Annotated in this window: 25 protein-coding genes and 2 tRNA genes; 15 read left to right on the top strand and 12 right to left on the bottom strand. The window is 33.6% G+C overall.

Going from position 1 to position 25,632, the window contains the following annotated elements:
• The first annotated feature begins 125 nt into the window (after positions 1–125).
• The 8 genes from RBR53_07210 to RBR53_07175 all read left to right on the top strand — a co-directional run bounded on the left by RBR53_07210 (position 126) and on the right by RBR53_07175 (position 7,699).
• The gene (locus RBR53_07210; protein ID MDY0132440.1) at positions 126–434 is read left to right on the top strand and encodes a DUF721 domain-containing protein; all 309 of its coding nucleotides are present in this window, start codon (positions 126–128) and stop codon (positions 432–434) included.
• A 2-nt stretch (positions 435–436) separates the two neighbouring features.
• Positions 437–595 carry a hypothetical protein gene (locus RBR53_07205; GenBank protein ID MDY0132439.1) on the top strand — a complete coding sequence of 53 codons (159 nt, stop codon included), beginning with the start codon at positions 437–439 and terminating at the stop codon, positions 593–595.
• Positions 535–1,161, top strand: a complete 627-nt coding sequence (locus RBR53_07200) for a methyltransferase (GenBank protein ID MDY0132438.1) — start codon at positions 535–537, stop codon at positions 1,159–1,161. The genes RBR53_07205 and RBR53_07200 overlap by 61 nt, the downstream gene beginning before the upstream one ends.
• Positions 1,162–1,323: 162 nt before the next feature.
• On the top strand, positions 1,324–2,307 hold the full coding sequence (locus RBR53_07195) for a hypothetical protein (protein MDY0132437.1): 984 nt from the start codon (positions 1,324–1,326) through the stop codon (positions 2,305–2,307).
• Positions 2,308–2,442: 135 nt separating this feature from the next.
• Positions 2,443–3,402 (top strand): MinD/ParA family protein, encoded by a 960-nt coding sequence (locus tag RBR53_07190; GenBank protein ID MDY0132436.1) that lies wholly within the window; start codon positions 2,443–2,445, stop codon positions 3,400–3,402.
• Positions 3,403–3,461: 59 nt separating this feature from the next.
• A complete protein-coding gene (locus tag RBR53_07185) occupies positions 3,462–4,100 on the top strand; it encodes a paraquat-inducible protein A (GenBank protein MDY0132435.1) in 639 nt (212 codons plus the stop codon).
• On the top strand, positions 4,097–4,738 hold the full coding sequence (locus RBR53_07180; protein ID MDY0132434.1) for a paraquat-inducible protein A: 642 nt from the start codon (positions 4,097–4,099) through the stop codon (positions 4,736–4,738). Before RBR53_07185 ends, RBR53_07180 begins: the two co-directional genes overlap by 4 nt.
• The gene (locus tag RBR53_07175) at positions 4,739–7,699 is read left to right on the top strand and encodes an MlaD family protein (protein ID MDY0132433.1); all 2,961 of its coding nucleotides are present in this window, start codon (positions 4,739–4,741) and stop codon (positions 7,697–7,699) included.
• Positions 7,700–7,778: 79 nt separating this feature from the next.
• On the opposite strand, the gene RBR53_07170 is transcribed toward RBR53_07175, so the two are convergent.
• Entirely contained in the window at positions 7,779–9,428 is a 1,650-nt protein-coding gene (locus RBR53_07170; protein ID MDY0132432.1) for a Na/Pi cotransporter family protein, read from the bottom strand.
• A gap of 337 nt (positions 9,429–9,765) precedes the next feature.
• Between RBR53_07170 and RBR53_07165 the strand changes: the two genes are divergently transcribed.
• Positions 9,766–10,416: a hypothetical protein gene (locus RBR53_07165; GenBank protein ID MDY0132431.1), complete on the top strand. Its 651-nt coding sequence runs from the start codon at positions 9,766–9,768 to the stop codon at positions 10,414–10,416.
• A gap of 59 nt (positions 10,417–10,475) precedes the next feature.
• Here the strand turns inward: RBR53_07165 and amrA are convergent, their stop codons facing one another.
• Positions 10,476–11,045 carry an AmmeMemoRadiSam system protein A gene (amrA, locus tag RBR53_07160; GenBank protein MDY0132430.1) on the bottom strand — a complete coding sequence of 190 codons (570 nt, stop codon included), beginning with the start codon at positions 11,043–11,045 and terminating at the stop codon, positions 10,476–10,478.
• Positions 11,046–11,111: 66 nt separating this feature from the next.
• Entirely contained in the window at positions 11,112–13,013 is a 1,902-nt protein-coding gene (locus tag RBR53_07155; GenBank protein ID MDY0132429.1) for a SurA N-terminal domain-containing protein, read from the bottom strand.
• A gap of 186 nt (positions 13,014–13,199) precedes the next feature.
• Between RBR53_07155 and RBR53_07150 the strand changes: the two genes are divergently transcribed.
• Positions 13,200–13,275, top strand: a tRNA-Ala gene (locus RBR53_07150).
• 255 nt (positions 13,276–13,530) lie between these two features.
• Positions 13,531–15,237 (top strand): GGDEF domain-containing protein, encoded by a 1,707-nt coding sequence (locus tag RBR53_07145; protein ID MDY0132428.1) that lies wholly within the window; start codon positions 13,531–13,533, stop codon positions 15,235–15,237.
• A 165-nt stretch (positions 15,238–15,402) separates the two neighbouring features.
• Here RBR53_07145 and RBR53_07140 read toward each other — a convergent pair whose 3' ends face one another.
• Together RBR53_07140 and RBR53_07135 are read right to left on the bottom strand one after the other, a co-directional pair.
• Positions 15,403–15,660: a DUF1016 N-terminal domain-containing protein gene (locus RBR53_07140; GenBank protein MDY0132427.1), complete on the bottom strand. Its 258-nt coding sequence runs from the start codon at positions 15,658–15,660 to the stop codon at positions 15,403–15,405.
• A gap of 18 nt (positions 15,661–15,678) precedes the next feature.
• A complete protein-coding gene (locus tag RBR53_07135) occupies positions 15,679–15,879 on the bottom strand; it encodes a hypothetical protein (GenBank protein MDY0132426.1) in 201 nt (66 codons plus the stop codon).
• Positions 15,880–16,182: 303 nt separating this feature from the next.
• Between RBR53_07135 and RBR53_07130 the strand changes: the two genes are divergently transcribed.
• On the top strand, positions 16,183–16,941 hold the full coding sequence (locus tag RBR53_07130) for a Fic family protein (protein ID MDY0132425.1): 759 nt from the start codon (positions 16,183–16,185) through the stop codon (positions 16,939–16,941).
• 347 nt (positions 16,942–17,288) lie between these two features.
• On the opposite strand, the gene RBR53_07125 is transcribed toward RBR53_07130, so the two are convergent.
• The 3 genes from RBR53_07125 to RBR53_07115 form a co-directional block, all read right to left on the bottom strand.
• A complete protein-coding gene (locus RBR53_07125) occupies positions 17,289–17,864 on the bottom strand; it encodes a hypothetical protein (protein ID MDY0132424.1) in 576 nt (191 codons plus the stop codon).
• Positions 17,825–18,094: a hypothetical protein gene (locus RBR53_07120; GenBank protein MDY0132423.1), complete on the bottom strand. Its 270-nt coding sequence runs from the start codon at positions 18,092–18,094 to the stop codon at positions 17,825–17,827. The genes RBR53_07125 and RBR53_07120 overlap by 40 nt, the downstream gene beginning before the upstream one ends.
• 175 nt (positions 18,095–18,269) lie before the next feature.
• Positions 18,270–18,626 (bottom strand): hypothetical protein, encoded by a 357-nt coding sequence (locus RBR53_07115; protein ID MDY0132422.1) that lies wholly within the window; start codon positions 18,624–18,626, stop codon positions 18,270–18,272.
• A gap of 253 nt (positions 18,627–18,879) precedes the next feature.
• Here RBR53_07115 and RBR53_07110 point away from each other — a divergent pair, with 253 nt between their 5' ends.
• A complete protein-coding gene (locus RBR53_07110; GenBank protein MDY0132421.1) occupies positions 18,880–19,761 on the top strand; it encodes a hypothetical protein in 882 nt (293 codons plus the stop codon).
• Positions 19,762–20,112: 351 nt separating this feature from the next.
• Complete coding sequence (locus RBR53_07105) at positions 20,113–20,295, top strand: tyrosine-type recombinase/integrase (protein MDY0132420.1); 183 nt, start codon at positions 20,113–20,115, stop codon at positions 20,293–20,295.
• Between the two features lie 22 nt (positions 20,296–20,317).
• On the opposite strand, the gene RBR53_07100 is transcribed toward RBR53_07105, so the two are convergent.
• The 4 genes from RBR53_07100 to RBR53_07085 all read right to left on the bottom strand — a co-directional run bounded on the left by RBR53_07100 (position 20,318) and on the right by RBR53_07085 (position 24,705).
• Complete coding sequence (locus tag RBR53_07100; GenBank protein MDY0132419.1) at positions 20,318–20,446, bottom strand: hypothetical protein; 129 nt, start codon at positions 20,444–20,446, stop codon at positions 20,318–20,320.
• A 627-nt stretch (positions 20,447–21,073) separates the two neighbouring features.
• Positions 21,074–22,816: a BACON domain-containing carbohydrate-binding protein gene (locus RBR53_07095; protein MDY0132418.1), complete on the bottom strand. Its 1,743-nt coding sequence runs from the start codon at positions 22,814–22,816 to the stop codon at positions 21,074–21,076.
• A gap of 1,059 nt (positions 22,817–23,875) precedes the next feature.
• Positions 23,876–23,962, bottom strand: a tRNA-Leu gene (locus tag RBR53_07090).
• Positions 23,963–24,141: 179 nt separating this feature from the next.
• Positions 24,142–24,705 carry an acetate uptake transporter gene (locus tag RBR53_07085; protein MDY0132417.1) on the bottom strand — a complete coding sequence of 188 codons (564 nt, stop codon included), beginning with the start codon at positions 24,703–24,705 and terminating at the stop codon, positions 24,142–24,144.
• 224 nt (positions 24,706–24,929) lie between these two features.
• Between RBR53_07085 and nth the strand changes: the two genes are divergently transcribed.
• Positions 24,930–25,592 carry an endonuclease III gene (gene nth / locus RBR53_07080; GenBank protein ID MDY0132416.1) on the top strand — a complete coding sequence of 221 codons (663 nt, stop codon included), beginning with the start codon at positions 24,930–24,932 and terminating at the stop codon, positions 25,590–25,592.
• The last annotated feature ends 40 nt before the right edge of the window (positions 25,593–25,632 follow it).

The following is a 25,632-nucleotide window of genomic DNA, read 5'->3' as shown; positions in this document are numbered from 1 at the left end:
CTTTTTTAAAAAATTAGTTTTTAATTATATAATACAGACTTGAACCTTTAACCTGAAAAAGATATGTAAACAATTAAAATAAAATATTGGTCTAGATTAAGTCAAGAACAAAAGGTTTTAAATTTATGAAAAATTTTAAGAAAAGAGCTAAAAACAAAAGATTTTCACATATTAAGTCCCTGATTGAAAATCTTGTAGACCCCATTGTTTTTGATGATAATGCTTTTAAGGAAATCACCGGTATTTGGCCGTCTTTTGAAGATTGGATAAGCTTGAACTCCACTCCCATTTCCTTAAGAAACGGGACTTTAAATGTAAAAGTACCTGGCTCTGCATTTATTCAGGAGCTTCAATTCTCCAAAGATCAAATTATATCTCATTTAAACAGCCATCTTAAAGAAGATAAGATAAAAGATATAAAGTTCAAGCAATAATAATGAATAATCTGACTAAAACTTATTTTTTCGATGATTCAATAACCATTTATCAAAATATTAATGGATACAGATTCTCCCTGGATCCTATTCTTCTTTCATCCCAGGTTCCCCAAAAGAAAACGATAAAATCATTGATATTGGAACAGGTTGTGGAATAATTCCAATTTCAATTGCCTATAAAAACAAAAATACAAACCTTGAAATCTATGGGATAGAGCTCCAAAATTCATTGGCAGATTTAGCAAGAAAAAATATTAAAGAAAATAAGCTTGATAATAAAATTTCAATTTTAAATAAAGATTTTACAAAAATTTCCCAAAGCAATACCAAAGGTCCCTGCGATATTGCAATTTCAAATCCTCCCTACCAAAAACCAGGTGCTGGAAGAATTAATCCAATGTCTGAAAAAGCAATTGCCCGCCATGAAATTAAACTAACCCTTCAAACCCTTCTTGAAAAAACCAAATCTATTTTAAAAAACAAAGGAAAGTTTTTTATAATCTACCCTGCAAGAAGGGCTTCAGAGCTGATTTATGAAATGGAAAAAATTAAAATAACTCCAAAAAAACTAAGGTTTGTTCATTCTTTTGAAAAAACAGATGCTGTGATGGTTATTTGTCAGGGAGTTTCAAATTCAGGCTCTGGGGTTAAAATTCTGCCTCCTTTATATATTTATAAAAGCAGGGGGATTTATACAAATGAAGTTTTAAAAATGCTTAAATAAATTTTTACAAAGATTTTATCTTTCTAACTAAACACCAACTCCTGTCTAAATTTATTCACAAATTTGCTAAAATACTTTATATATATAAAGCAAGTTTATTTAACACTGATTTTTGTTTATTCTTGATTAAACTTTTTCAGACTCAAAAAAAAGGGGGGATCCATGAGAAAATTATTTTTTACAGTTTTTTTGGCTTTAGTTTTATCTTCAACTTGTTATTCAGCAAGTCCTTCTATTATGTATCGTCCAGGAGAGCACACTGGGCATGGAGAACCTTATCTTGAAGAAGATGGAGACAGAGCAACCGAAGTTCAGAATATAAGAGCAGCAGACAAAACAACATCTGCTCTTATAGGTACATCTGAAAATATAGTTTTCAGAGACAGCTTAGGAAAAGAACAGCTTCCAGACCAGCATACTTTATCAATTGGTGCTGAAGCAGCTATTTCAAAAAGCGTAAAAACTTATAATATTCCTCTTTCATACGGTCTTCCTGTAAATTTTTTAAAAGCTGACAGGGAATATCTTAATTTTTCATTAAAAGTCCCCTATACAAGCCGTGAAATTGGCAATCTGAACGACAGCGGACTTGGAGATATAAAACTAAGTGCAGATTATCTTACAAAATTTGACAATCTTCTTATTAATAGTGTTTTTCTTATAAAATTTGCCTCAGGAGATTATGACGACGCTGATGTTCCACTTGGCACAGGCTCAACAGACTATGGACTTTCAGTCAATGCCAAAATGTATTTTGACAGATTTTCAATAAAAGGGGGATTGGGCTATGTTCTTACAGGAAACTATTCGAAGAAAGATGAAAAAATAAAATACGGTGATGAATATATAATCTCAGCAGGCGGTGAATATAATATTACAGATTATATCTTTGCAGGAGGGGAATTTATTTATAATGCTCACAAGGAGGATGAATATTCGGATCCTTGGTTCAAAAGTAAGTACTCAGGCTTAAATACCTTTGATTTTATCCCATCATTTACCTATCTTTTAAAAAAATATAATCTTGGAATAACAGCCAAGGTTGTAATTCCGGTTTCAGATTCTTGGAACGGAGGAGACGGGCCTGATCCAAAAGATCCAGACAGAGACCTTGAGTTTAAATTCCAGCTTTCAAGACCGTTTTAATATACACTTGGCCGGAACTCCTGGGTCCGGCCATTTTTTAACTTTAAACTTTCCTCAAAACTGATTATAACTCCAAAAAATCTAAATAAAAAAACAACCTTAATTTAAAATTAAATTGTCCGGGGAGAAATTGGTTTGAAAATTATTACAATCACAAGTGGAAAAGGCGGAGTAGGCAAAACAAATATTGCTATAAATCTTGCAATTTCACTGGCTGAAAAAGGATATAAAACCTGCCTTTTTGATGCTGACACGGGACTTTCCAATGTAAATATTTCAATGGGAGTTGTTGGGGATCATACTCTTGAAGATGTAATCTCAGGATCAAAGCTTTTAAAAGAAATTATAATAAAAAACTGGAACAAAATTGACATTATTCCTGGAAGCTCTGGAGTTGAACAATTTGAAACACTTAAAGGAAAAGGGCTTGCCAATATTCTTGGACAATTTTCCAGTCTTGATGAATATGACTATATAATAGTTGACACAGGAGCCGGGATTTCCAAAGCAGTTGTTGCTTTCTGCCTTGCTTCTTCAATACTTATTGTTACTATTGTTCCAGATCCAACCTCACTTACAGATGCATTTTCTCTTTTAAAAGTGTTAGAACTCAATGGATTAACAAGTCAGGTTCATCTTGTGACAAACAAAGTAAAATCTGATTATGTGGGAGAAAAGATTTATGATAGATTCAAATCCACAGTAAACAAATATCTAAGCCTTGAACTTGACTATTTAGCATCCATTCCAAAAGATGAAAATATTCCTGAAGCTGTGTTAAGACAATTACCTTTTATTACACTTTTTCCAAACTCTCCAGCATCAAAAAAAATACTTGAAATAACTGATATTATAACTGGAGCCAGGGAAAAACAAATTTCAGCCCAAGACACTTCTTTAGGTTCTTTTATAAAATCATACTCAGGGTTTTGCCAAAGTCCTCTAAAAGTCAAAAACCAAAAAGACGAAACTCAAGGTAAAACCGGACTAAAAAAAGACCTTGTATTAAAAAAAATAGACCTCATGATTAGAAAAAATAATCAAATCAACAAAGAATTAGAAGACCTAAAAAAAATGATTAAAAAAAACCAATGAAAACAATTCAACTTTTAAATTAACTTTATCAGTCTAAATTAAAGTCCAGAGCTAAAAAAATGATTTCAGAAACCTCCAAAACCAAAAAATTTTCTATTCCTTCAGAAAACAGAGTATGTCTTAATTGTGACCTTTTGCAAACTGTCCCAAGACTTAATCCAGGATACAATGCAAGGTGCAAAAGATGTGCTTCTCTTCTTATATCCAGACAAAGCGGAGCTTTAAACAAATCATTGGCTCTAACAACAGCCTCACTTATTCTTTTTTTCCCAGCTGTTATTTATCCTCTGATTACTTTGAAACTATTTGGAGAAACCAAGGCTGGAAGTGTTTTAAGCGGAGCTGTTGAACTCTTAAATTCAGGTTATTTTTTCATTTCTTCCCTTGTATTTATTTTTGCTGTTTTTATTCCCTTTGTAAAACTTTCTACTTTTTTTTATTCTCTTTTGTCTGTGTTTTTAAGAAAAAAACTGCCCTATTGTTTTAAATCATTCAAAATTTATTGTCAGATAAAAACTTTTTCCATGGAAGAAGTTTTTTTAATGGCAACCCTTACAGCACTAACTAAAATGGACTCAATTGCTGACTATTCTATTGAACCGGGTTTTTATTTTTTCATCTGCTTAATAGTTTTATCTGTATCCGCTGTATCTTATATAACTGAATCAGAAATATGGGAAAGGCTTGAAAATATATGAAAAAAACAAATTATAAATCAGGACTTGAAAAAGATATAATTGTATGTCCTGTGTGTCAAAAATCAAACCCTTATTCAAATCCAAATAAGTATAGTTTAAAATGCTCAAGATGCTCAGCAAAAATTAACCCTAGGAAGCCAGACTCTTTCCAAAGAACCTGGGCCTTGTTAATTGCTGCTCTTATTTTTTATATTCCTGCAAATATTTATCCCATAATGACATTTACAGCCCTTGGCCAATCAAGAGAAGATACTATTTTTTCCGGGGTAAGCGGATTTGTTGAGTCAGGATTATGGCATCTTGCTTTAGTTGTATTTACTGCAAGTGTATTTGTTCCCCTTGCTAAAATTTTTGGACTTGTTTTTCTTATACTTTCAATTAAATACAAATGGAAATCTTTTCATAAAGAAAGAACCAAGCTCTATTTTATAGTTGAGTTCATTGGCAAGTGGTCAATGCTTGATGTGTTTCTTATATCTTTGATGACCTCAGTGGTTAAGCTGGGCAATATTGCAGCTGTTAATCCAGGCCCGGGGATAACCTATTTTGCAATTGTGGTTTTATTAACCCTTTTTGCCGCCATGACCTTTGATCCAAGATTTATCTGGGATGATAATTGTAAACAGAAAGACAAATAAATGATGCCTGAAGCAGAAATTAAAAAAACAAAGTTTTCACTTATCTGGCTTATTCCAGTTATAGCTCTTTTTACAGGGCTTTGGATGATTTATGATTATTATTCAGATAAAGGAATAAGTATAACCATTGAATTTAAAAACGGAGGCGGAATTGTTGCTGGTAAAACAGCATTGAAATATTCAGGGATTCAAATAGGCAGGGTTGAAAAGGTAAGCTTAAGCGATGATTTTTCAACTGTGATAGTAAGTGCTTTAATAGAAAAACAATACCTTCATTTTGCAAAAAAAGACTCTTTATTCTGGCTTGTAAAACCAAGGCTTGAAGTAGGTGCTATTTCTGGTGTTGAAACAATATTTACAGGTCAATACATAGCTGTAAGACCGGGAAACGGTGAAAAAAACTTTTCTTTCCAGGCTTTGGAATATCCTCCCCCAAGTGCAGAAAATGCTCCTGGACTTCACCTTATACTCAGATCAAAAATTTTCTCAGGTTTAGTTTCAGGCTCCCCTGTTCTTTATAAAAAAATCAGGGTTGGAAAAGTTGAATCCCATACACTTTCAGAAAAAGGTGATGAAGTTTTTATAAAAATTTTAATAGAACCTGAATATAGCCACCTTGTAAAAAAAGATACAAGATTTTGGAATGTAAGCGGGTTTGAAGTTTCAGGGGATCTTTCAGGAATAAAAATTAAAGCTGACTCCTTTGCTTCAGTTCTTGATGGAGGAATTGCCTTTGAAAACCTGGAATCAGACGAGTTAAACAACATCCCGGCAAAAAACAAAGACGAATTCTATCTCTATGAAACCAAAGAAAAAGCAATGGAAAAAGGTTTTCCAATAAAAATAGAATTTGAAACCGGAGAAGGTCTTATAAAAAGCTCAACTCCCTTAAAATACAAAGGAATAACCATTGGTAAAGTTATTGATATCAATATAAACAAAGAAAATAAAAAAGTAGTTGCCACAGTTCTTGTACATGAAAAAGCAAAAGCTGCAGCAACAGAAAACTCCAAATTCTGGATGGTAAAACCAAGACTTGACCTTAAGGGAATTTCAGGGCTGAGCACTATAATTTCAGGCCAATACATTGAAGTTCAGGCTGGTGGAGGAAAACCTCAAACCGAGTTTAAAGCTTTGAGAGAACCTCCTTTTTTTGTTCCTGATTCACCAGGGCTTCACATAATATTGAAATCAAAATCCAAAGGAGGTTTTTTTAAAGGATCACCTGTGTATACAAAAGGAATTGAAGCAGGAAGAGTTGAAGGATATGAACTTTCAAAAGATGGAGTAAATATAAGTATTTATATTTTTGACAAATACTCAAACCTTGTTTGTTCAAACACAAGATTTTGGAATGATTCCGGAATTAAAATCAGCGGGAATTTATCTGGAATTGATATTCAAACTCAAAGCCTCCAATCCCTTGTTTCAGGCTCGATTGCCTTTGAAACTCCCCTGCCAAAGAAATTAAAAGCCTCCTCAAGCGAAGTATTTAAACTTTATCCCGATAAAAAATCTGCCCTATCAACCCAGTCAGCAATAAGCATTATATTTAAAACAGCAGAGGGACTGAAAAAAGGAAGTACTCCTTTAAAATACAAAGGAATGGAAATAGGAGAAATTACAAATCTTGAATACACAGAAAACATGGAAAAAATCCGTGCTAAAATCACTCTTTTTCCCGATGCCCCGGATATTTCAAAAAAAGGAACTGTGTTTTTTCTTGTAAGTCCAAAAGTAAGCTTAAAAGGAATAAGCGGAATTGAAACAATTCTTTCTGGATCCTATATAAACACCTTTATCGGAAAAGGGGAATTTCAAGACGAATTTGAAGCCCTTGAGCACCCTCCTCTATTTCACCCCGACATGAAAGGTCAATCCATCACTCTTAACACAGGAAAAAACAACTTTTTAAAGCCGGGAACTCCTGTATTTTATTCAAGTATTGAAGCAGGCATTGTAAAAACTGTAAATATTTCCAAAAACAAAGAAGAAGTCCAAATGGAGGTATTGATTTATGATGAATTTAAAAATCTTATTTCTTCAAAAACAAGATTTTTTAATATTTCAGGAATAGATATAAAAGCAGACCTTTTTAACTTAGAAATTAGCACTAAATCCCTTTCATCAATTATTTCAGGAGGAATTGGGTTTGAAAACATTGAAGACAACTCCATAAAAACAGAAAAATCAAATTTCAACCTCTATGACTCCAAAAACAAAGCAATGGCAAAAGGTTTTTTTGTAAGCCTGATTTTTGAAAATGTTGAGGGGATAAAAGAAAACAATACAAAAATTATATACAAAGGACTAACAATAGGCAAAGTTGAAAATATAAAATTTAACCCTGAAAATAAAACTTTTACAGCAAAGGCTTTTATAAATAAAGAGGCAAAAAGTCTTTTAAGACAAGGCTCTGAGTTTTATTTAAAAGGACCAGAAATTTCAATGGGCGGAGTTAAAAATCCCCAAACAATTTTAACAGGAAACTTTATTGAACTTACCAAAGGAGATGGTGAGTTTAAAAATGAATTTCATGTTATGAAAAAAAAGAAGATAAAAGGACTTGAAATTGTTCTTGAAGCTGAAGCTCCAGGTTCTCTTACACCTGGCAAACCTTTGATGTACAGACAGATAAAAGTTGGAGAAATAACAAAAGTAGAGCTAAGCAAGACCTTTGATAAAGTAATGATTTATGCTGTTGTTGAAGATAGATACAAAGAAATAGTAAGAGAAAATACAAAATTTTGGTATTCAGGGGCAATTGGAATAAAAGTAAATCTTTTAGGTGCAAAAATAAAAACCGGCACTCTGGAATCAATTCTAAAAGGAGGTGTTGAGTTTGCAACTCCTGATAATAACAGAATGGGTCTTCCTGCTAAAAATGGAGCTGTTTTTAAACTTTATGAAAATCCTGAAAAAAGATGGTTTAGATGGAAACCTGTGATAGAAAAAAATTAATCTAAACTACCCTGGGGACTTAGAATCAATTGGTTTATAAAAATTTAGCTTAAAGCTTTATAAAAAATTCAACTTTAAACTACTTGTAAGTCCCTTCAATGGCCTGGGCAATATTGAAAATATTATCCCCTGTTTTTTCAAGCTTATTTACCAGGTCAACATATAAAATACCATGATCCGCTGTGCAAATACCCTGGTTAAGCCGTCCAAGATGATTGTTCTTAAGATTAATTTTAAGTTCATCTATCAAGTCTTCGTCAGCAGTACTTAGTTCTTCAGGGCTTTTATCGTTGTTATAAATATCTAGAACATGCTTGGCAAACCGGATTGCAACATCAAAAAGGTATTCTGCCTCATCATTTGCATCTTCTGAAAAAACAATATTTTCTCTTATCATTCTATCTGCATATTTTGCTATACTTTCAGCATAATCCCCTACTTTTTCAAGATCATGAATCACATGAATCATTGTATTTATCCTAAAGGAGTTTGATTCACTTATGGGTTTATGGAAAAGTTTGGTGAGATATTCGCTTATATGTTTTTCCATTAAATCAACTGAATGCTCCAACTCAAAAACCTCTTTAATGGCTTTCAGGTCATGCTCAAAAAAACCTTTTTTTGAAAGCTCGAGCATTTTAATTACCTGATCTGACATTTGCAAAACTTCATTTTTGGCGTTTGAAATTGCCATTTCAGGAGTATTTAAAAGATTATCGTCCAAAATAATTTCCCTTCCGCCCTTTTCCTTGCCAGGGATCAGAATCAGACAAAGATCTGCAAGCTTGCCTATAAATGGAAGAAAAATAATTGTGTTGATTATATTAAAAAGGGTGTGAAAATTGGCAATATGTCTGGAAATATAAGGTTTGGTGCCTGCAGCAGTTACAAAATCCGCATCGCCCGGAGTAAAAGAATTTACTGCAACCAGCATATACTTCAAGAAGATAAGCATATAAGTAACACCTATGACATTGAAAAGAAAATGCCCCAAAGCCGCCCTTCTTGCCGCCCTGCTTGTGCCTATGGCTGCTATATTGGCAGTTACTGTTGTTCCTATGTTTTCTCCAAGTACAAAAGCTGCTGCAGTATAAAAATCTATAATACCATTAAAAGCCAGAACCATTGTAATACCAAGTGTAGCAGAGCTGCTCTGGATAATCATAGTGAGAAGAGCCCCTGCAAAAACAGCCATTAAAGGATTTTTACTAAAAGTTATAAAAAGCTGCTTGAATTCTTCGCTTCCATTTAAAGGGGCAAAACTGCCTTTCATTATATCAAGGCCTAGAAAAAGCATTCCAAAGCCTATAAAAACCTCTCCTAGATAATGAAACCTGGGATGTTTGAGAAAAATACGCAGAAAAACACCAATACCTATTGCAGGAAGTGCAAGATCTGTGATCTGAAAAGCAATTATCTGCCCTGTGATTGTTGTACCTATGTTGGCTCCGAGAACAACTGACAAAGCCTGGGTAAGCTTTAAAAGTCCGGCATTAACAAAACCTACTACCATAACTGTGGTGGCAGAGCTGCTCTGGATAATTGAAGTGATTACAACACCTACAAAAGCACCAATAACTCTATTGCTTGTAAGTTTTTCAAGAACTTTTCTAAGACCTTCCCCTGCTGATTTTTGAAGCCCGTCGGACATCAGCTTCATTCCGTATAAGAAAAGGCCTAAACCGCCTACAATCGCATAAAGGAAAGGTAAAACTTCAAAGTTTTCCATTCTTTTCCCTATTAAAAATTAAACCCAAATATTGTTAAATTATTTTTACCTTGGAAATAAACAATTAATAATCAAATGTCAATTAAGAGATTTTAATGATAACTTTTGTTTTACTTTTTATCTACAACTGGAATTTCAACTAAATTCTATATATTTAAAAAGTTTTTATTGAATTGATAAAGTTTAAATGTATTCTAATTGCCTAAATTCAGAATTTTGGTATTCAGTGGAACTTGAAAATTAAAAACTTAAGCTTTTCTGAAATAAAAATAAAAAAACAGCTGAGATTTAGCAAGTATATTATTGTAAAAAATTAAATTGATTTAATGGAGGTTCAATGAAAATACTAAAAAGAGCATATCCTTTTGAAAAGCTAATTTTTCAGGATAAACTTTTAAAAGAATTCACAATTAATTTTCAGCAGGCTATTGAATGTATAATTGAAGGTAAAACAGAACTTGCATCAAATTTCAAGGAAGAAATGATTAAAAATAAAACCGAAATAGACAACTACTCTCTTTTGGTTTGTTTTCAAAATTCTGCTAAAGGAGCAGGTTCTTCTCTTTATTATCTTTATCTTCAGTATAAAATTCAAATAACAGCAAAAATGTCTTCTGTTCTTGACTGGATTCTTACCCGTCAATCGCCCATAAACTCTGACTCAATTGAAACAGAGCTTTTTGTGCTTGCAGATTCTGCAGCAGAAACAATAGAAAAACTAACCATACTTTCAAGTGAACTATCTAAGGCATCAAAAAGATTTAAAAACAAAAAAGCAAAAAAATCAGCAGCAAAACTTATTGATGAAATTATTGAAAAAAGTAAAAAAACCTATGACCTTTCACTTAGAATGAAAAGAAAAATCCTTGAAACAGAAACCAACCCTGCTTCCTTGACCCACCTTGTTTTTCTTGCAGATATGATTGGATATATTGGGGAAAAAACAAGAGATTGCGTCTGGGTTGCAAGCTCATTGATTTCTCTTTGACCTGATACTTAAGCTTTAAAGATTAAGCCTGATTTAAAAATTTAAAATCAGGCTTATTTTTAGTAATCAGACTCAGAAAAAGATTCTGATTTATAAACAAAAACATTAGGAGAAAGCTTTTTCCAATCATCTGGATTTACTCCTGCCTTCATGGAAAGATGGGACATAAACAATTCAAACTCAGGAAGCTCTTCCCAGACAGAAGGAAGAAAAGTGGATTGTCTTGGACCAAAGCTTAGAATCACCCCATGCTCAAAAGGAATAATTATATTTTTAAGATCCTCGGCCGTTTTATAGTCAATTTTTTCAGGAACAGTTAAAACACTGATTTCAATTTCAACTTTATCAAGCTCATCCTTTGAAAGAGAATTAAACCTTGGATCTTGAAATGCAGAATTAAGGGCATTTTCCACTATACCCTTGAAAAGTTCTTTTTCAGGAAGAATATTTCCAATACATCCCCTTAAATTTCCATTTTTTTTCAAAGTTACAAAAACCCCTCTTTTATGGGAAAACTTTTTAAGTTCATCTGAAAAAGAAAAGCTTTCATTGGAAATTTTTTTATATATAGCTGTTCTTGCAGCCTCTAAAAGGATTTTTCTTTCATGGGTATTTAAGTTTTTATCCATTTTTATCCTCTTGGTTATTTAACAAATAAGGGGGCAACCGCAAAAGCTGCCCTATTTAACAACAAATCAACCTTCAAATTTATTTGAAATATTTATTTCAGAATTCTTTTTGCAATCTTCCATCCATTTGGAAAAGAATTGATTTCTTTTTCTTTCAAGCATTTTTTCCTTTAAGCTGTCTTTTTCAGCTTCAAAGGATTCCCGGCTTGGAAGATTTGTATTTAAAACTGAAAACACAAAATATCCTTTGGAAGTTTTTACAGCTGTTTCACAAATTGTCTTATCTTTTGAAGCGGTTTCAAATATTTTTTCCTGAAGTTCAGGCAAAGAGCCAAGCTCTTTTATAACTCCATGTCTTTGAATACCCTTTACTTCTTTAACATCTGACAAAACAACCTTTTTGCCTTCATCAAAAGAATCTGTTTCAATCAGTTTGGCAAGAAATGCTTCTGCATCTGATCTGGCCTTATCTTCCTTTTTATTTTCTAAAACAATTTCTTTTATTTTAGTTTTTACCTGGTCAAGGGGAAGAACTTCGGGCATTCTTCTATCATCAACCTGAAGAATATACATGGTTTCTCCAAGCTCAAGAATTCTTGATGTTTCTCCAACCTCGTATGTAAATGCCTCCCTGGCAAATTCCTTTGCATTGGCAATTCCAAAAGAAGGTCCTTCTATGGTGAAGTAATTTGTTTCTTCTTTTAAAAGTCCTCTGGCCTCAGCTTCTTCATTGATAGACGACCCAGCCAGGGTTGAGGCATAAACAGCATCTGCAATGTCATAGGCTGCCATTTTTGATTTTCTAGTCAAAAGAAAGCTTTTAATTGAATCTTTAACATCCTTGATTTCTTTTAAAGATTTTTCCATCTTTTTTTCCACCTTGATCAAATGCCAGCCAAATTGTGTTCTTACAGGCTGACTAACCTCTCCTTCGCTAAGCTCAAAAGCTGCGTCTGCAAAAGGCTTAACCATGTCTTCCCTTTGAAATTCACCAAGGTCTCCACCTTGGAGCCCTGAAGGCCCTTCTGAGTGTTTCTTAGCCATTTCCCCAAAGTCACTGCCTTGAATAATTTTACTGCGAATTTTTTCTATCTGAATTTTTTTATCTTCAATTTCCTTTTCTCCGGCTCCTTCAGCTACTTTTACAAGAATATGCCTTGCCTTAATTTTTTCAGGAGAAGAATAATTTTTTATATTTTCCTGGTAATATGATTCAATTTCTCTGTCTGATACTTCAATATTTTTTTTAAAATCATCGGAGTCAAACCTTAAAAAACTTACCTTAAGTTTTTCCTCAGACTGAAAATCTTCTTTATTTTCATCATAATATCTGGTGATTTCTTCCTCACTAACAGGTAGTTCACTTTCTTTATATTGGTAAGGATCAAAAGCAGCATATTTAATATCTGCTGTTTTATTTGAATAGTTGTAAAAAGCCTCAAGCTCTTTTTCAGTAACTTTAACTGCTCCTGTAATAAGAGAGGCCATCCTTTGGAGTAAAAGATCTTTTCTTACACTCATTTCAAATTCTTCTACAGACATTCTATTAGCAGCTAAGACTTGTTTGTATTTTTTCCCATCAAATCTTCCATCGGTCTGAAAAAATTCCATATTAAAAACATAATCTGCAAGCTCCAAATCTGAAACCATGAGATTGTGTTCTTTTGCATTCTGAAGAATAATTTTTTCTTCAATTAAACGATTTAAAGCCTGTCTTTCAATTTGAAACATTTCAATAAGCTCAGGCGAAAGATTGCCTCCAAATTGTTCTTTTATACTTTCAAGAACATGATTATATGTAGTTCTATACTCTCCTGGGGTAATAACTTCTCCGTTAACACTTGCAATTTGATTCATCTTGCCTGACTTATATGTTCCCCAGCCAAAAAAAACAAAAACAACGATGATCAATGAAAGAATGAATTTTACAATCCAGCTTGAAGCTCTGTTTCTGATAAACTGAAGCATATTTTCCCCTTAAAAATTTATAAATAAATATTAATTACCAATTTTGGTAAAATAAATGATTTTCGTTTTTTTTCAAACTCTTTTTTTATTCATTGATAAAATAGGTGATAGATTTTATAATTAATCTTTTTTGTTGACTTTACCACAACAATTGAATAAATAAACTTTTGTTTCTCAGTTTCCTTCGGGGCCATAGCTCAGCTGGGAGAGCGCATGGCTGGCAGCCATGAGGTCAGGGGTTCGATCCCCCTTGGCTCCACCACATCATACAATAATTTCAATTTTCACCATCCACTTACAAAAAACAGTAAACACACGTTTTTTTATTATAATTTTTTTAAATTCATCCGAATTACCTGGTGTCTGTTTTCATTTTTTACTTGCTTTCTACACCCCTATTTTAAATATTGTTGTTTTGATTCATCTAATGAACACAGAGGAATTAAAAACAATACTGTCTTATTTTACAAAATATCAGCAAATTAACTAAATTTAACCTAATCAAAGGGCTGTTTTTATGGATAATCACAAGAAAATGAAAAAACTTTGGATGGTACCTTTGCTTTTGGTTTTCATTTTAATAGGAAGAACTGCGTCCCTGGCAAAAGAGTTATTCTTAACTGAAGAAGAAATAGCTTATTTAGAGAAAAAAAAGACAGTAAGGGCGTGCTCAATTGATGGAGGGGCTCCTCTTCACTATTTAAACTCAAAAGGTGAAATAGTAGGAATTGCTGTAAGTATACTGGATAATATAGGGGAGATAACAGGAATTCAATTTGAATATAAACTTTACGACTCAATTTATGACGTCTTTGAAAGTAATTATGATATAATTTTTGGAATAACCTCTCAGTATGCTCCCAAAGATATGATTTTATCCCGTCCTTATTTAAAATCCCAAACAATATTGTTTTTCAATTCTTCTATGGATTCAAATGAGTTAGAAGGCAAAATATACGCATCTATAAAAGGTGGCAGCCTGCCAGATGGGGTAAAAGAAGAAAATACTATTTACTACAATTCAAGAGAAGCTACATTAAACGCAGTAGAAAATGGTCATGCTGATTATGGCTATGGAAATGAATACTCTCTTGCATTTTATAGTTTGCAAAATAATTATAAAAACATAATTGCAATTCCAATAAGAAAAGAAAACAGAGAATATTCCATAGGATTTATCAAAGAAGATCCTAAATTACTTTCTATTATAAACAAATCTATTGACTCAATTGATGACAATCAGTTGAGCAATATAGTTTTAAATATATCTTCACAAGTTGAAAGAAAAGTAACTTTTTCAATGATTATGGATGCTTATGGCAAAAGAATTGTTGGCATCTTTATTATAGTAATCAGCTTGTTGCTAAGAAGCCTTATTTTAAATATCCGTGCCAAAAAAAATTTAAGACTGCAAAACACAATACATGAGATTTTGTCTCATATTTCCGATGAATATCTGTTTGAATACAATATAAAAGCTGATGACTTAAAAATGTCTAAAAAATCTATGTCTTTATTTGGATCAAAAGAAAATCTTGATAAAGTAACCAAGACATTAAAAAACATGGTATTAGAAAAAGAATCTGATGAAATAATTCCAAGAATAAAACTTCCCTTTAACAATGGGGATTCAGGTGTATTTAAAATTATTAAATCGACCATGTATGATAAAAAAAGAAAACGATACTATATAGTTGGTAAACTAATTAACATCAGTAAAGAAATTGCTGAAAAAGAAAAACTTAAAATCAAAGCCCAAACAGATGGTTTAACAGGGTTATACAATGCTGCGACTACTAAAAAATTAATAGAACAAAGTGTAAAAAACAAAAAAAACGACTCAACCGATACTCTGTTAATAATAGATTGTGATGAATTTAAAGACATCAACGACACCTTTGGTCATTTAGCAGGAGATCGGGCATTGAAAATTGTAAGTGAAGCTTTGAAAAACACCTTTAGGGAAACAGACGTTATAGGCAGGATAGGAGGAGATGAATTTTCTGTATATATGGAAAACATTCCTTCAATTAATTTCATTCGTTCCAAATGTGAAAGTTTAATTGCCCTTGTTCAAGAAACAGATAAAAAATTAAATCTTAAATTAAGCATTGGCATAGCATTGTTAAAAGATAAAAAAGAACCTGCAGATTTGTTTAAACAGGCAGATGATGCTTTATATAAAGCCAAAAGATCTGGAGGAGGAAAAGCAGTTTTGGGATAGGAAGGTCTTTTTTAGAATTAGTGCTTGGGCAAATTAAGTAAACTTCCTGATATCTCGAGTCTTAAGCTCGTCATCAATGTATATTATTGTTTTTATGTGAATTTAGGTCAACTTTCTCTGCAGTGCGGAAAGAATTGTTGCATCTATTGTTTCGCCAAATCTTATTCAGTGTCTCTGCTGATTTTCACTCCAGCCTCGTCCAAACTCTTCAGTCAACTGCTTTGATAAAAAAAACAATACTTGTTTTCCGTAATCAGCTCTGTCAGTTTTTATAATTTCCTGTTTTATATATTTTCCAATGTTCCAGTATAAAAACGTAAGCTCTGAATTAACAGTTACAGCTACGTTATTTTTACTTTCGCTGATAAGCTTTTTTATACTTTGAAAAAGCCTTTCACTGATTTTTGTTAGCTTTTTGCTCATAAATAAAATTCTCATGTATTAAATAACGATTATTCTTGTATCAGGCGATAACCTTTTAAATCTTTCTTCAAGATTAATTCTGCCTTTGTCATCTTTAAACGGTGAATCCTTAAAAACAATTCTACAAGGTTTTATTTCATCAATTATTTCAAAGTCAATTTTATCATCAAAACAAGCTGTAAGTGCATTAGTCTGAACTATAAAAACCTTACTCCCCATATTTTTTTGTCTCCACAGGAAATGAAAGGTCAAGGTTAAGAAAGGTGTTTGTCAAGCTAGTTGTCCAGTTTTTGTTTAAAAAATCAAATACATTTATATTGTTTTTTTAGAATTAGCCTGTAAGATAAATACAAAGCTCAAAGGAAACTTTGGGCTTTGTTGTTTTGCAATTAATGTCTTCTTTATGGAAAAATTTTGTGTAAAAAATACAATCATTCAAACCCGTCTGTCACCACGCAGTAGCCTGGAATAACAGGCGATGAAGTAAGAAATATATTCCCAAATAAAATATAGGTAAAACTTATGCCGGATTTGAACTTTGAAGAAATTGATAAGCTCAAGAAAAAACTGGATTCTTTCAGGCCGTTACCTTTAGAAGTTCTTAAAAATCTTCATGAAGATCTTATTCTAAGATGGACTTTCAATTCCAATGCAATCGAAGGCAACACTCTCACTTTAAAAGAAACTAAGGTTGCTCTGGAAGGAATTACTATTGGTGGCAAAACCATAAAAGAACACTTTGAAGCTATAAATCATAGAGAAGCAATTTTTTTTGTTGAAGAACTGGTAAAAAAAAACGAGCCTTTATCCCAATGGCAGATAAAATCGATTCATCAATTAATATTAAAAAATATAGATGATAAAAGTGCCGGAGCTTATAGAAAAAACAATGTGATTATTTCTGGTGCAGATCATCTTCCTCCAGATTTCACCCAGGTTCCTGATTTAATGGAATCTTTTATAGAAGCATACAAAAAGATTTTTATAAAAATGCATCCTGTGGAAAAAGCTGCAAGGGCTCATGTTGATTTTGTAAAAATTCATCCTTTTATAGATGGGAATGGAAGAACTGCAAGACTTTTAATGAATCTTGAACTTATGAAGAATGGTTTTCCTCCGGTTATTTTACCGGTGGAAAAAAGATTAAATTACTATGAATTTCTTGACCTTGCTCACACTAAAAATGATTATCAACCTTTTTTAAAGCTTACTGCTGAAGCAGTTAAAAACAGTTTTAAGCCTTATTTTTATGTTTTAGGAGTAAATAACTCAACTTTTTAAGGAGTAATTCCAAGCAAGATCCTCAGCCAACAAGAGCTTTTAATTATTGTTTAGCTCAAAACATATAATAGTCTTGAAAAGACTTAATATCATGAAAATCTAAAATGTTTTTAAAGATTCCAAGTCAATAAGAGAGTATCCTTTTTTTCTGTCCTTATCAAATTTTAATAAAAATTCTTTTTTATGGCATCTGTGGGTTATCTGCCATACATGACCTGAAATAAAATACCTCTTGCTCTTGGCATTGAGTTTTTTTCATCAGGAAGAAAATGCTTAGATTGCTTATTTTAGGGTTGAAAAGAGCCTTGTAAGGCTAAAACCTGGGTGGTTTAATTTTGTTTATTCTACTATTTCAGGATGTTGTTTTGGTCCGACCCCGTATTGAATGAATGAATTTTTATAAATTTTTTAGTGCCGTTTGTTTCCCCGTGACTTACACAAAGCTTATCCAGAAGTTTACTGTAATCTTCCGGCCATGTTTTTCTCCAGTATTTTAAAGGTCTTGCTGAAGAAAAAGACTCTGGTCTTTGTTGTATAAGATTTAAGTAATGAAAAGGGTTAAGGCTCCATCTGTTTACATTGTAAAAACGTTTATGTTCTGCTATTTTTTTATTTCCCCGGTAAATTTCAATAATGTTTACCTTTAAAACTGCATTAAGCTTTAGACATGCATCTTCAATTGGGACAGAATATCTGTTTTTATCTATCATCACTGTGGAATACTTATCTGCCTTTACGGATACAGATTGAAGATTGCTGAATTCTTCTTCAGGGAGAGTATAAAGATATTTTTGCTCTTCTTTATATAGTTCGTTTACTGTTTTATCTCTGCCTTGAATGGTATGTTCTCCGTATTTTATACATTGCTCAAGAAGCATTTTATTCAATTCGTCCAAGGTAGAAGCTTCAGGAACCGGAACCATATAATTCTTCTTGCAAAGCCTACAAGCCCTTCAACACCGCCTTTTTCATGGCCTTTAGCAGGATTACAAAATTTAGCATTGAAATTATAGTAGGCATTAAACTTTTTGTATTCTTCCTGAAGTATTCGTTTTTTACCTGACAATACTTTTTGTACTGCTATTGTAAGATTATCATAAATTAAATTAGGAAATATTCCCCCCGAAAAAAACAAAGCCATGAATATGTGCATCAAAAAAAGCCTGTTGCTTTTCGCAGGGATAACATCTTACAAAATGCTTGCCTGAATATTTTGATCTCATGCAAAAAATTTTAAGTTTTTGCTCATGGCCTCCTATTATAGCAATGCAGCTTCCCCAATCAATTTCTGCTTCTTGCCCAACTTTGGGTTCCAGTGGAATAAAAACCTATTTTGGGTTTACCCCGATTCTTTGCCTTGCTGTTTTTGCATAGTGAAGAATTGTTGAAAGCGAGCCTGTATAACCTTTTTCAGATTTTAGCCTGTTATAGATTCTTGTTCCTGTATGACGTTGTTTCTTTGGTTTGTCTTTATCCTGTTTAAGCCAGTTGTCTATTGTTTTTATGTAAGGGCCCAATACAGAATAAGGCTGGCTTTGTCTTTCTGAGTACCCTATGTATTCTTTTCTTAGGGCTTTTCTTATTGTATTTCTTGAATGTCCGGTTTCTTTTGCAATTTCTCTGATTTTTTTATCATAACTTCTATAAGCTGTTCTTATGTATTCATATTGATCCAAGTTTATCATCTCCTCTCTCCTGATATCTGGTCTTTGTATATTTTTAGATTATCAGAAGTTTACTTTGGGTGGGTCAATTTTCAGCTGCAATTTTATGCTTTAGTGGGTCAATTTTAGTCTACCAAAACTAATAAACCATACTTGACTTTTATTTTTTGTTAAATATAATAAACCAATTTATTGATGTGGATTATACAGAATCCACGCAATTACTTGTTAAGCAAACAATATAAACTTTAAACTACGTAAGGGTGAGGAAGAAATGACAAATAAATATTCAAATATACGCTATCCACTGATAATGTTAATTGTGGCTTATTTAGTTGGATGTGCAAATATTTTGCCTAAAACACAAGGAGTAATTGAGGAAGGACCAGTATCTGGAGTATTCAATCTTAATTTTCCAGAAATTGATCCAGTCACGGGTAAAAGGTTTGAATTTGATGCTGAAAAATATAATTTTTCAGATCAAATTGTAGCTCTAAGTAAATATAAAAAAGCGAGTAAGAATGCTTATGATAGTGCTGTTGATTACAATGGAATTGGCACAAACAAAAAGGGTAATTTGTATGAAATATTCTATGCAAAAGGTAGATACTTTCCAAATATTCGACGTACTTATGCAACAAAAATTGTATTTGTAGCAAACTCAAAACTTGAATCAGATGGTAATTTATCATTTACCCTAGATTCAAACTTTTCAATAGAGCCAATGGAAAGTGTATTTGGATTAGAGTTTCCACCGCTTGATTCTTTGCAGAATTTAAAATCAGATGTAATTAATATTTTTTCAAAATTGTCTTCATCTGAAGTGTCTCAACGTTATACATATAATCTTGAAGGTGATATTAACGTCGAATTTTCACCTGAATCAGTCTATGCGAATTTTGATCGCTTACTAGGTAAATACGAATGGGGAAGAAGTGAGTCAATTAAAGAGTTCAAGAAAGAGAATACTTACAAACTAAGCATGAATAACAAAGACTTTCCGGTAAATGTCGAAATTTACCCATATAGAAATGGTGCAAAGGTTATTTATAAAGCAAAGCTTGATTATGAGATATCATCAAATGGCAACTCTACTTTAGTGTCTAAAGATATTGAGACATTGAAAGAAATAATTGAGAGTACTGCCAAAAACTAGAGCTTAACAAGGCCATCTTGTGGATCTTTGTTTGCTGTCTCACCATTATATCCAAAACATGCATAAATGCCGCCATCAAACAAATCCCGCAAATGGCGGCGTTACAGATAGAAACGTTAAAGGTGATAGCCGAGGCCGGGATCTCTCCACACCCAAAGGATTAAGATATAGGTTTGCGATTGCCATGCTTAAAGCTGATTCACCGATGCCACTTCATATTTTGCGTGACTTTTTAGTGCCTTACTCCTGAAACCTTGTCATAAAAAACAAGAAAATTTGGGCTCGTTCCCAAGCTCCAGCTTGAAATGTAAGTATTTGAAATAAAAAAACTTATTTGCCTAGATTCATAAAGTGAACAGATTAAGCACCAGGCTCTTTTATCTGGGATTTGGGTTCCCAAGCAAGGAGCTTGAAAACGGAGTAAATATAAGAGTTTTGCAGGAACTTATGGGGCACTCTGATGTTAAAACAACAGAAATCTATACCCATTTAATGCAAAAAGATATTAACAGTGTGAAAAGTCCTCTGGATTAAAATTATAGGAAAGATAATTTTTTTAAATTATGCTGCATCTGTTATTGTTTATCTGTCTGTATTTTTCATCAAGTTCTTGATACTTGAGTTTTGTTCCCCAAAAAATATCAAGGGTACTTCCAGCAGTAAAATCAGTCAGCCCTTTTCCCATAACTTCAATCTGGTTTGTTGATATATGGGTTTTTCAAAAGTTTTTTAATCTGGATTTGAACTGTTTGATTTTATTTTTACAAGCCTTTATTTGTTGGTTATTATGGCTTGTATTATAAATGGTCTTTTTATAGTTGTAAGGTGGGGTTTATTGAGCGGTTACAATGATCTTTTTATAGTTGTAAGATGGGGTTTATTCAACGGTTACGTTTATTCTATTATTTCAATTCGACCCCGCATTTCCATCAATTATAAGTTCCTTTCAAGTAGCTGATTTTTAGGAATAAAAAAAGATTGAGATTTATAAGGGAACTTACGTCTGCTTTGTGGGTGTCCTATTGTTTTTTGCAACCCAAAGAAATATAATACCCATTTGCTTTTTTATCTCTAAGTAATTTTGGTCCGAATTCGTTCTTCCCCAAAGTGTGAGCTTTATTTGATTTTCAGGTGATGAACTCTCAGCTGTAAAAAAGCATGAAGATCTGATTTTTTTAGAAGATAAAGTACTTTATGATCCTAAAGAGCGTGGCAGGGGTTAATATGTTGTTTATGAATAAAATCTGGGGACTCCTTGCTCAATTCAAAGCAATCCCCAGATTAAGTAAAAAGCGACAAGATATCCAATACCTTAGAACCTCGACTGTATAACTTTAGTCTTGTCGGAGGCATTGCCGTCATCCGTTGTATAGGTGATTTCGGCTTCCCGATCCTCCCCAGTGGTATTTGAATCAACAGTGATATAAACAAGGGAGTCGGCACCTGGTTTTACACTACACCAATCCTGGTCGCTGGAAGCTGTCCAGCTGCGGGCAACAGCTAAATTCAGCGTTTTGTATTGCCCCTCCGCACTGAAATCAAGATTGTGCGGGGCCACCAGCAGTGGCGGGAAGGGTAAAGGCACATTTATTGTCCATAATCCCCCATCAAAGACATTGTGTTGTGCATCAAGAGCTACCCATGGCAATATGAGGTGCCCGCTCACACTTTGAATCAGATCCACATCAAACTCTGAAACAAACGAATTTACTTTTTCCTCACGAATGTCGGGAGAGAATTTCCATATCCACTGATTCACCGGCTGAAAATTTGACCGCGACAATAGCGTGGGAGTATTGATTTCAGTTTTACCAACAGAAACCGTATGTGTGGTTTTATTGAATTCATAGCTCCAGCGGGCGTTATTGGTTTTTTCTGCGGATCTGTTTGTTAGTGTGCAATCAGTCACGGTGAAAGTTGACGAGTTGGTGATGCTGACTCCTGCGTCCATGGTGCCAGTCGCACTGGTACCAAAAAAACCCACAGAGCCACCGATGTTCCAATTGACACCACTGGTGACCGTTTCCTTATTGTTGGCGTTTTCTGGCTGTGCTGTCATGAGCGAGACCCCGCTTCCTGGGAAGTCCAGCCCTTCCATCCAGTTATTCATTGAGTATTTGCCGACATAGTAATGGACTTCCTGATCGTTCCAAATAGTCTTTGTATTTTTCTGAGGCCCATTATATCCACCTGATGCATTAAACATCCCTTCCTGGCGTACATAGAACCAGTCGTAATCCCTGGCATCGGCTTCATTGAAGGAGTGGCATGAATAGATGTAATAGTAGAGTGTATAATGATTCCCACCATTGGAGAAGTTTTTTTCATATACAAAAGCAGGTACAATCTGGGTTAGTTCCGCTGTCGTGTCAGTGGCTACAACAAGAGCCTGGATTGCATCCTGTCTATATCCTTCCAGCTTTGATGTTAAGCGATTACCGTTATTATCAATCCAATTGCGCAACATTTCAGTTCTGCGGAATTGTTCAGAATCGCTGTCAGTGACTGGGTCAGGCAGCGGTTCAGTGGGTGCTTCTGTAGGCGGCGTAGTAGCGCGAGGTTGCATTACTCCGTCGCCGGGTGGATACATCGACCATATAAAAACAGAACCATCAGCTTCTCGATCGATAGCAAACAGCTCGGCGTAATCCTTATTTTCCGGCAAACCTTCGGGCAGGGTATAGTTCTGCTCAAGTCCAAGGATGTCAAGTAGTGTGTTTATTTGATCTGCGTTGCCATGGATCAATACAATAGGTTTCAAATTAGCGTAGGTTCTGCGAATGCCTTCTTGTTCGGTCGACTTCAGTGATTGAATGCACGATTCGGCTATAAATATCGGTGCATCGGTAGATTCTCCATCGTAGGCAACGCTATTGACGAATGTCGCCTCGATCTTATCTGCAAGGGTGCCCTTACTGACTCCAATATAAGAAATCTTTCCTGTGTATATGCCAGCCGAGTCGCCGGAGCCGCATCCGGATAAAGAGAATATTGCGAACATTACCAGTACTGACGTTGTCAACATAACCCATATTCTGGAACTATTGAATTTCAATTTAATACTCCTGTTAGTTATCCATTCGTTAAGTTGACAGGCTGTTACAGAATGCTGATTTTTCTCATTTTTTAAAATTGTAACCTACTGATTTTATTGATCACCAATTTTGAAAAATGTAGTTTCGTAACAGCCTGTTGAGGAATTTATTCATCAACCATACTACGCAGTTTACTCTTCTGTGAGCAAACTCGGTCATATCCTGCAGCCCAATCATATTCATCTTTCTTCAGTAGCGCCTCCAATCTTTTCAAATTAAAATTTTTTAGAAATTAAAACAGACTTTAGGATTTGAGTACAGCTTAAAATACAAGTTGGTATGGAAATTCAAATTAGTTTTCGTGCCAAACTCAAATAGAGAGTATTTTCAGGGAGTTGTTTTCAGGGTCGGACCAGCACAACATATTAAAATAACAATAAAAAAGCTTAAAAATAAGAGTTTTTTTACTTTAGAGCTTACATTTTGATATCAAAATGACTAGCAGTAGATTTTATGATTTAAGCTATTGTTAAAATCAGCTTGTTCCTCTTTTATAAAACTAAGTTCATTTGCAGTTACAATTTTTTTGTTTGATAATAAGGTCTTCTTTAAATTGAGCAACAAATTTATTGTAGTTTACAGGAATACTTTCAGACCAGAAGGTGAGTATAGTTTGAGATTAGGGTATAATTCAAAAATTTAAATTTATATCTTTTTTTGCTTACAAAGCCAGTTGATCCAAATTTTCTCTATTCTTATCAAATTTTAATAAAAATTCTTTTTTATGGCATCTGTGGGTTATGTGCCATAAATGACCTGGAATAAAATATCTGTTTGCTCTTGGTAGCATTGAGTTTTTTTCATCAGGAAGAAAATGCTTAGATTGCTTGTTTTAGGGTTGAAAAGAGCCTTCTAAAGCTAAAAACTGGGTGGTTTAATTTTGTTTATTCTGTTATTTCAGGATGTTGTTTTGGTCCGACCCCGCGACACCCCTAACCCGGTGGTTACTAGGCGGTTACTATCAATAAAAAAGGCTACAAAATTTTATTTTCAAAAACCCTGTAACCTCTTAGTTTTATTGGTGCCTGGACCGAGAATCGAACTCGGACAGCATTACTGCCGAGGGATTTTAAGTCCCTTGCGTCTACCTTTTCCGCCATCCAGGCAAATTTTTAAATAGCTTTAAAAAAACACAACAATTGAGTAAACCAAAACCAAATTTTATGCAAGCGGTTTTTAAATTTTATCTTTTAAGCCCGGTTGTGTTTTAGTTTTAAAAAATCAAAAAAAGAAAATCCAGGCAGTTGTCAACACCTGACCTCTGCCGGATTTTAATTTATCAATTTTAACCTATGGGCAAAACTTCTCGTCCATAAACTTCATTGATAACCTGAGCCATTGCAAAATAAACTGCAGAAGCACCGCAAATTATTCCCTCAATCCCTGTGATTGTTGCAAAAACACCGCCTAAATCAAAAAAGTCACCTATTGCAAGAAGAGCAAAGAGAATGGTAAGAGAAAGAAAAACAAACTGCATGGCTTTTGGCATTTTCAAGGTTCCTATCCACATGAAAAAAGTAAAAACTCCCCATAGTAGAAGATACCATCCCATAAAGGAAAGAGAGTTTTCCGGCAGACCAAACTTTCCATTAAGATAAACTAAGCCAACAAAACTTAGCCAGAAAAAGCCATATGAGGTAAATGCTGTAGTTCCAAAGGTGTTGCCTTTTTTAAACTCCATCAAACCAGCTATGACCTGTGCCATTCCCCCATAAAAAATACCCATGGAAAGAATAATAGAGCTCATTTCAAAAAAACCGGCATTGTGCAGATTTAAAAGAATTGTTGTCATTCCAAACCCCATAAGACCCAGAGGTGCAGGATTCGCCAGCTCAGCCTGATGTTCCATACGTCAATCTCCCTTAAATTTTAATAAGTTTTTGAAAACACAAAGAATACTTTTACCAAACAAACACAAACCACCTATTACAACAAATAAAAAGAAAAATCATTGTTTATCTTATCCCACAAGCAAATTTTAAGCCCCTGACACTTTTCTTCTTTGATTTTTTAAATAAAGGACTGTAACACAAAGGACAGTCTGTCTTATTTAAATTTTATGAGGAAGCTAAATTGACTAAAAAAAGATTTTCCATAAATAAGTTTGTCTCAATTCTTGAAAATGAATACAAAAAATGGAACGCCCCTGTAATAACATTTATTGCAATCAAAGGTGCATCTCCCTATGAAATTCTTATTTCAACTCTTTTATCACTTAGAACAAAAGACGAAGTAACCATTGAAGCTACAATAAAGCTTTTTAAAAAAGCCAACACTCCTTATGAAATGCTTAAGCTTTCAAAGGAAGAAATAGAAAAACTGATTTACCCTGTGGGATTTTATCCTACAAAAGCTGGAAGAATACTTCAAATAAGCGAAATCCTAATTAATAAATACAATGGGGAAGTTCCAGATACAATGGAAGAACTTCTTGAACTTCCCGGAGTGGGCAAAAAAACTGCCAACCTTGTTCTTGCTGAAGGATATAATATTCCAGCAATCTGCGTGGATGTACATGTCCATAGAATTTCAAACAGAATTGGATATGTAAAAACAAAAAATCCTAATCAGACTGAAGATGTTCTTAGAAAAAAACTGCCCAAAAAGTACTGGATAATTTACAATGAAATCCTTGTGGCCTTTGGGCAAACAATTTGCAGACCTGTTTCTCCATTTTGTTCAAAATGCCCTGTAATAGATTATTGCAAACAAATAGGAGTGGATAAAACAAGATAAAACTTCATTAAACCAAAGAATCCAAATATTTATATAAAAT

The sequence above is a fragment of the Desulforegulaceae bacterium genome, assembly GCA_034006035.1.
In the GTDB taxonomy this organism is placed as follows: domain Bacteria; phylum Desulfobacterota; class Desulfobacteria; order Desulfobacterales; family JACKCP01; genus JACKCP01.
This window is presented reverse-complemented; position numbering and strand designations above follow the sequence as displayed.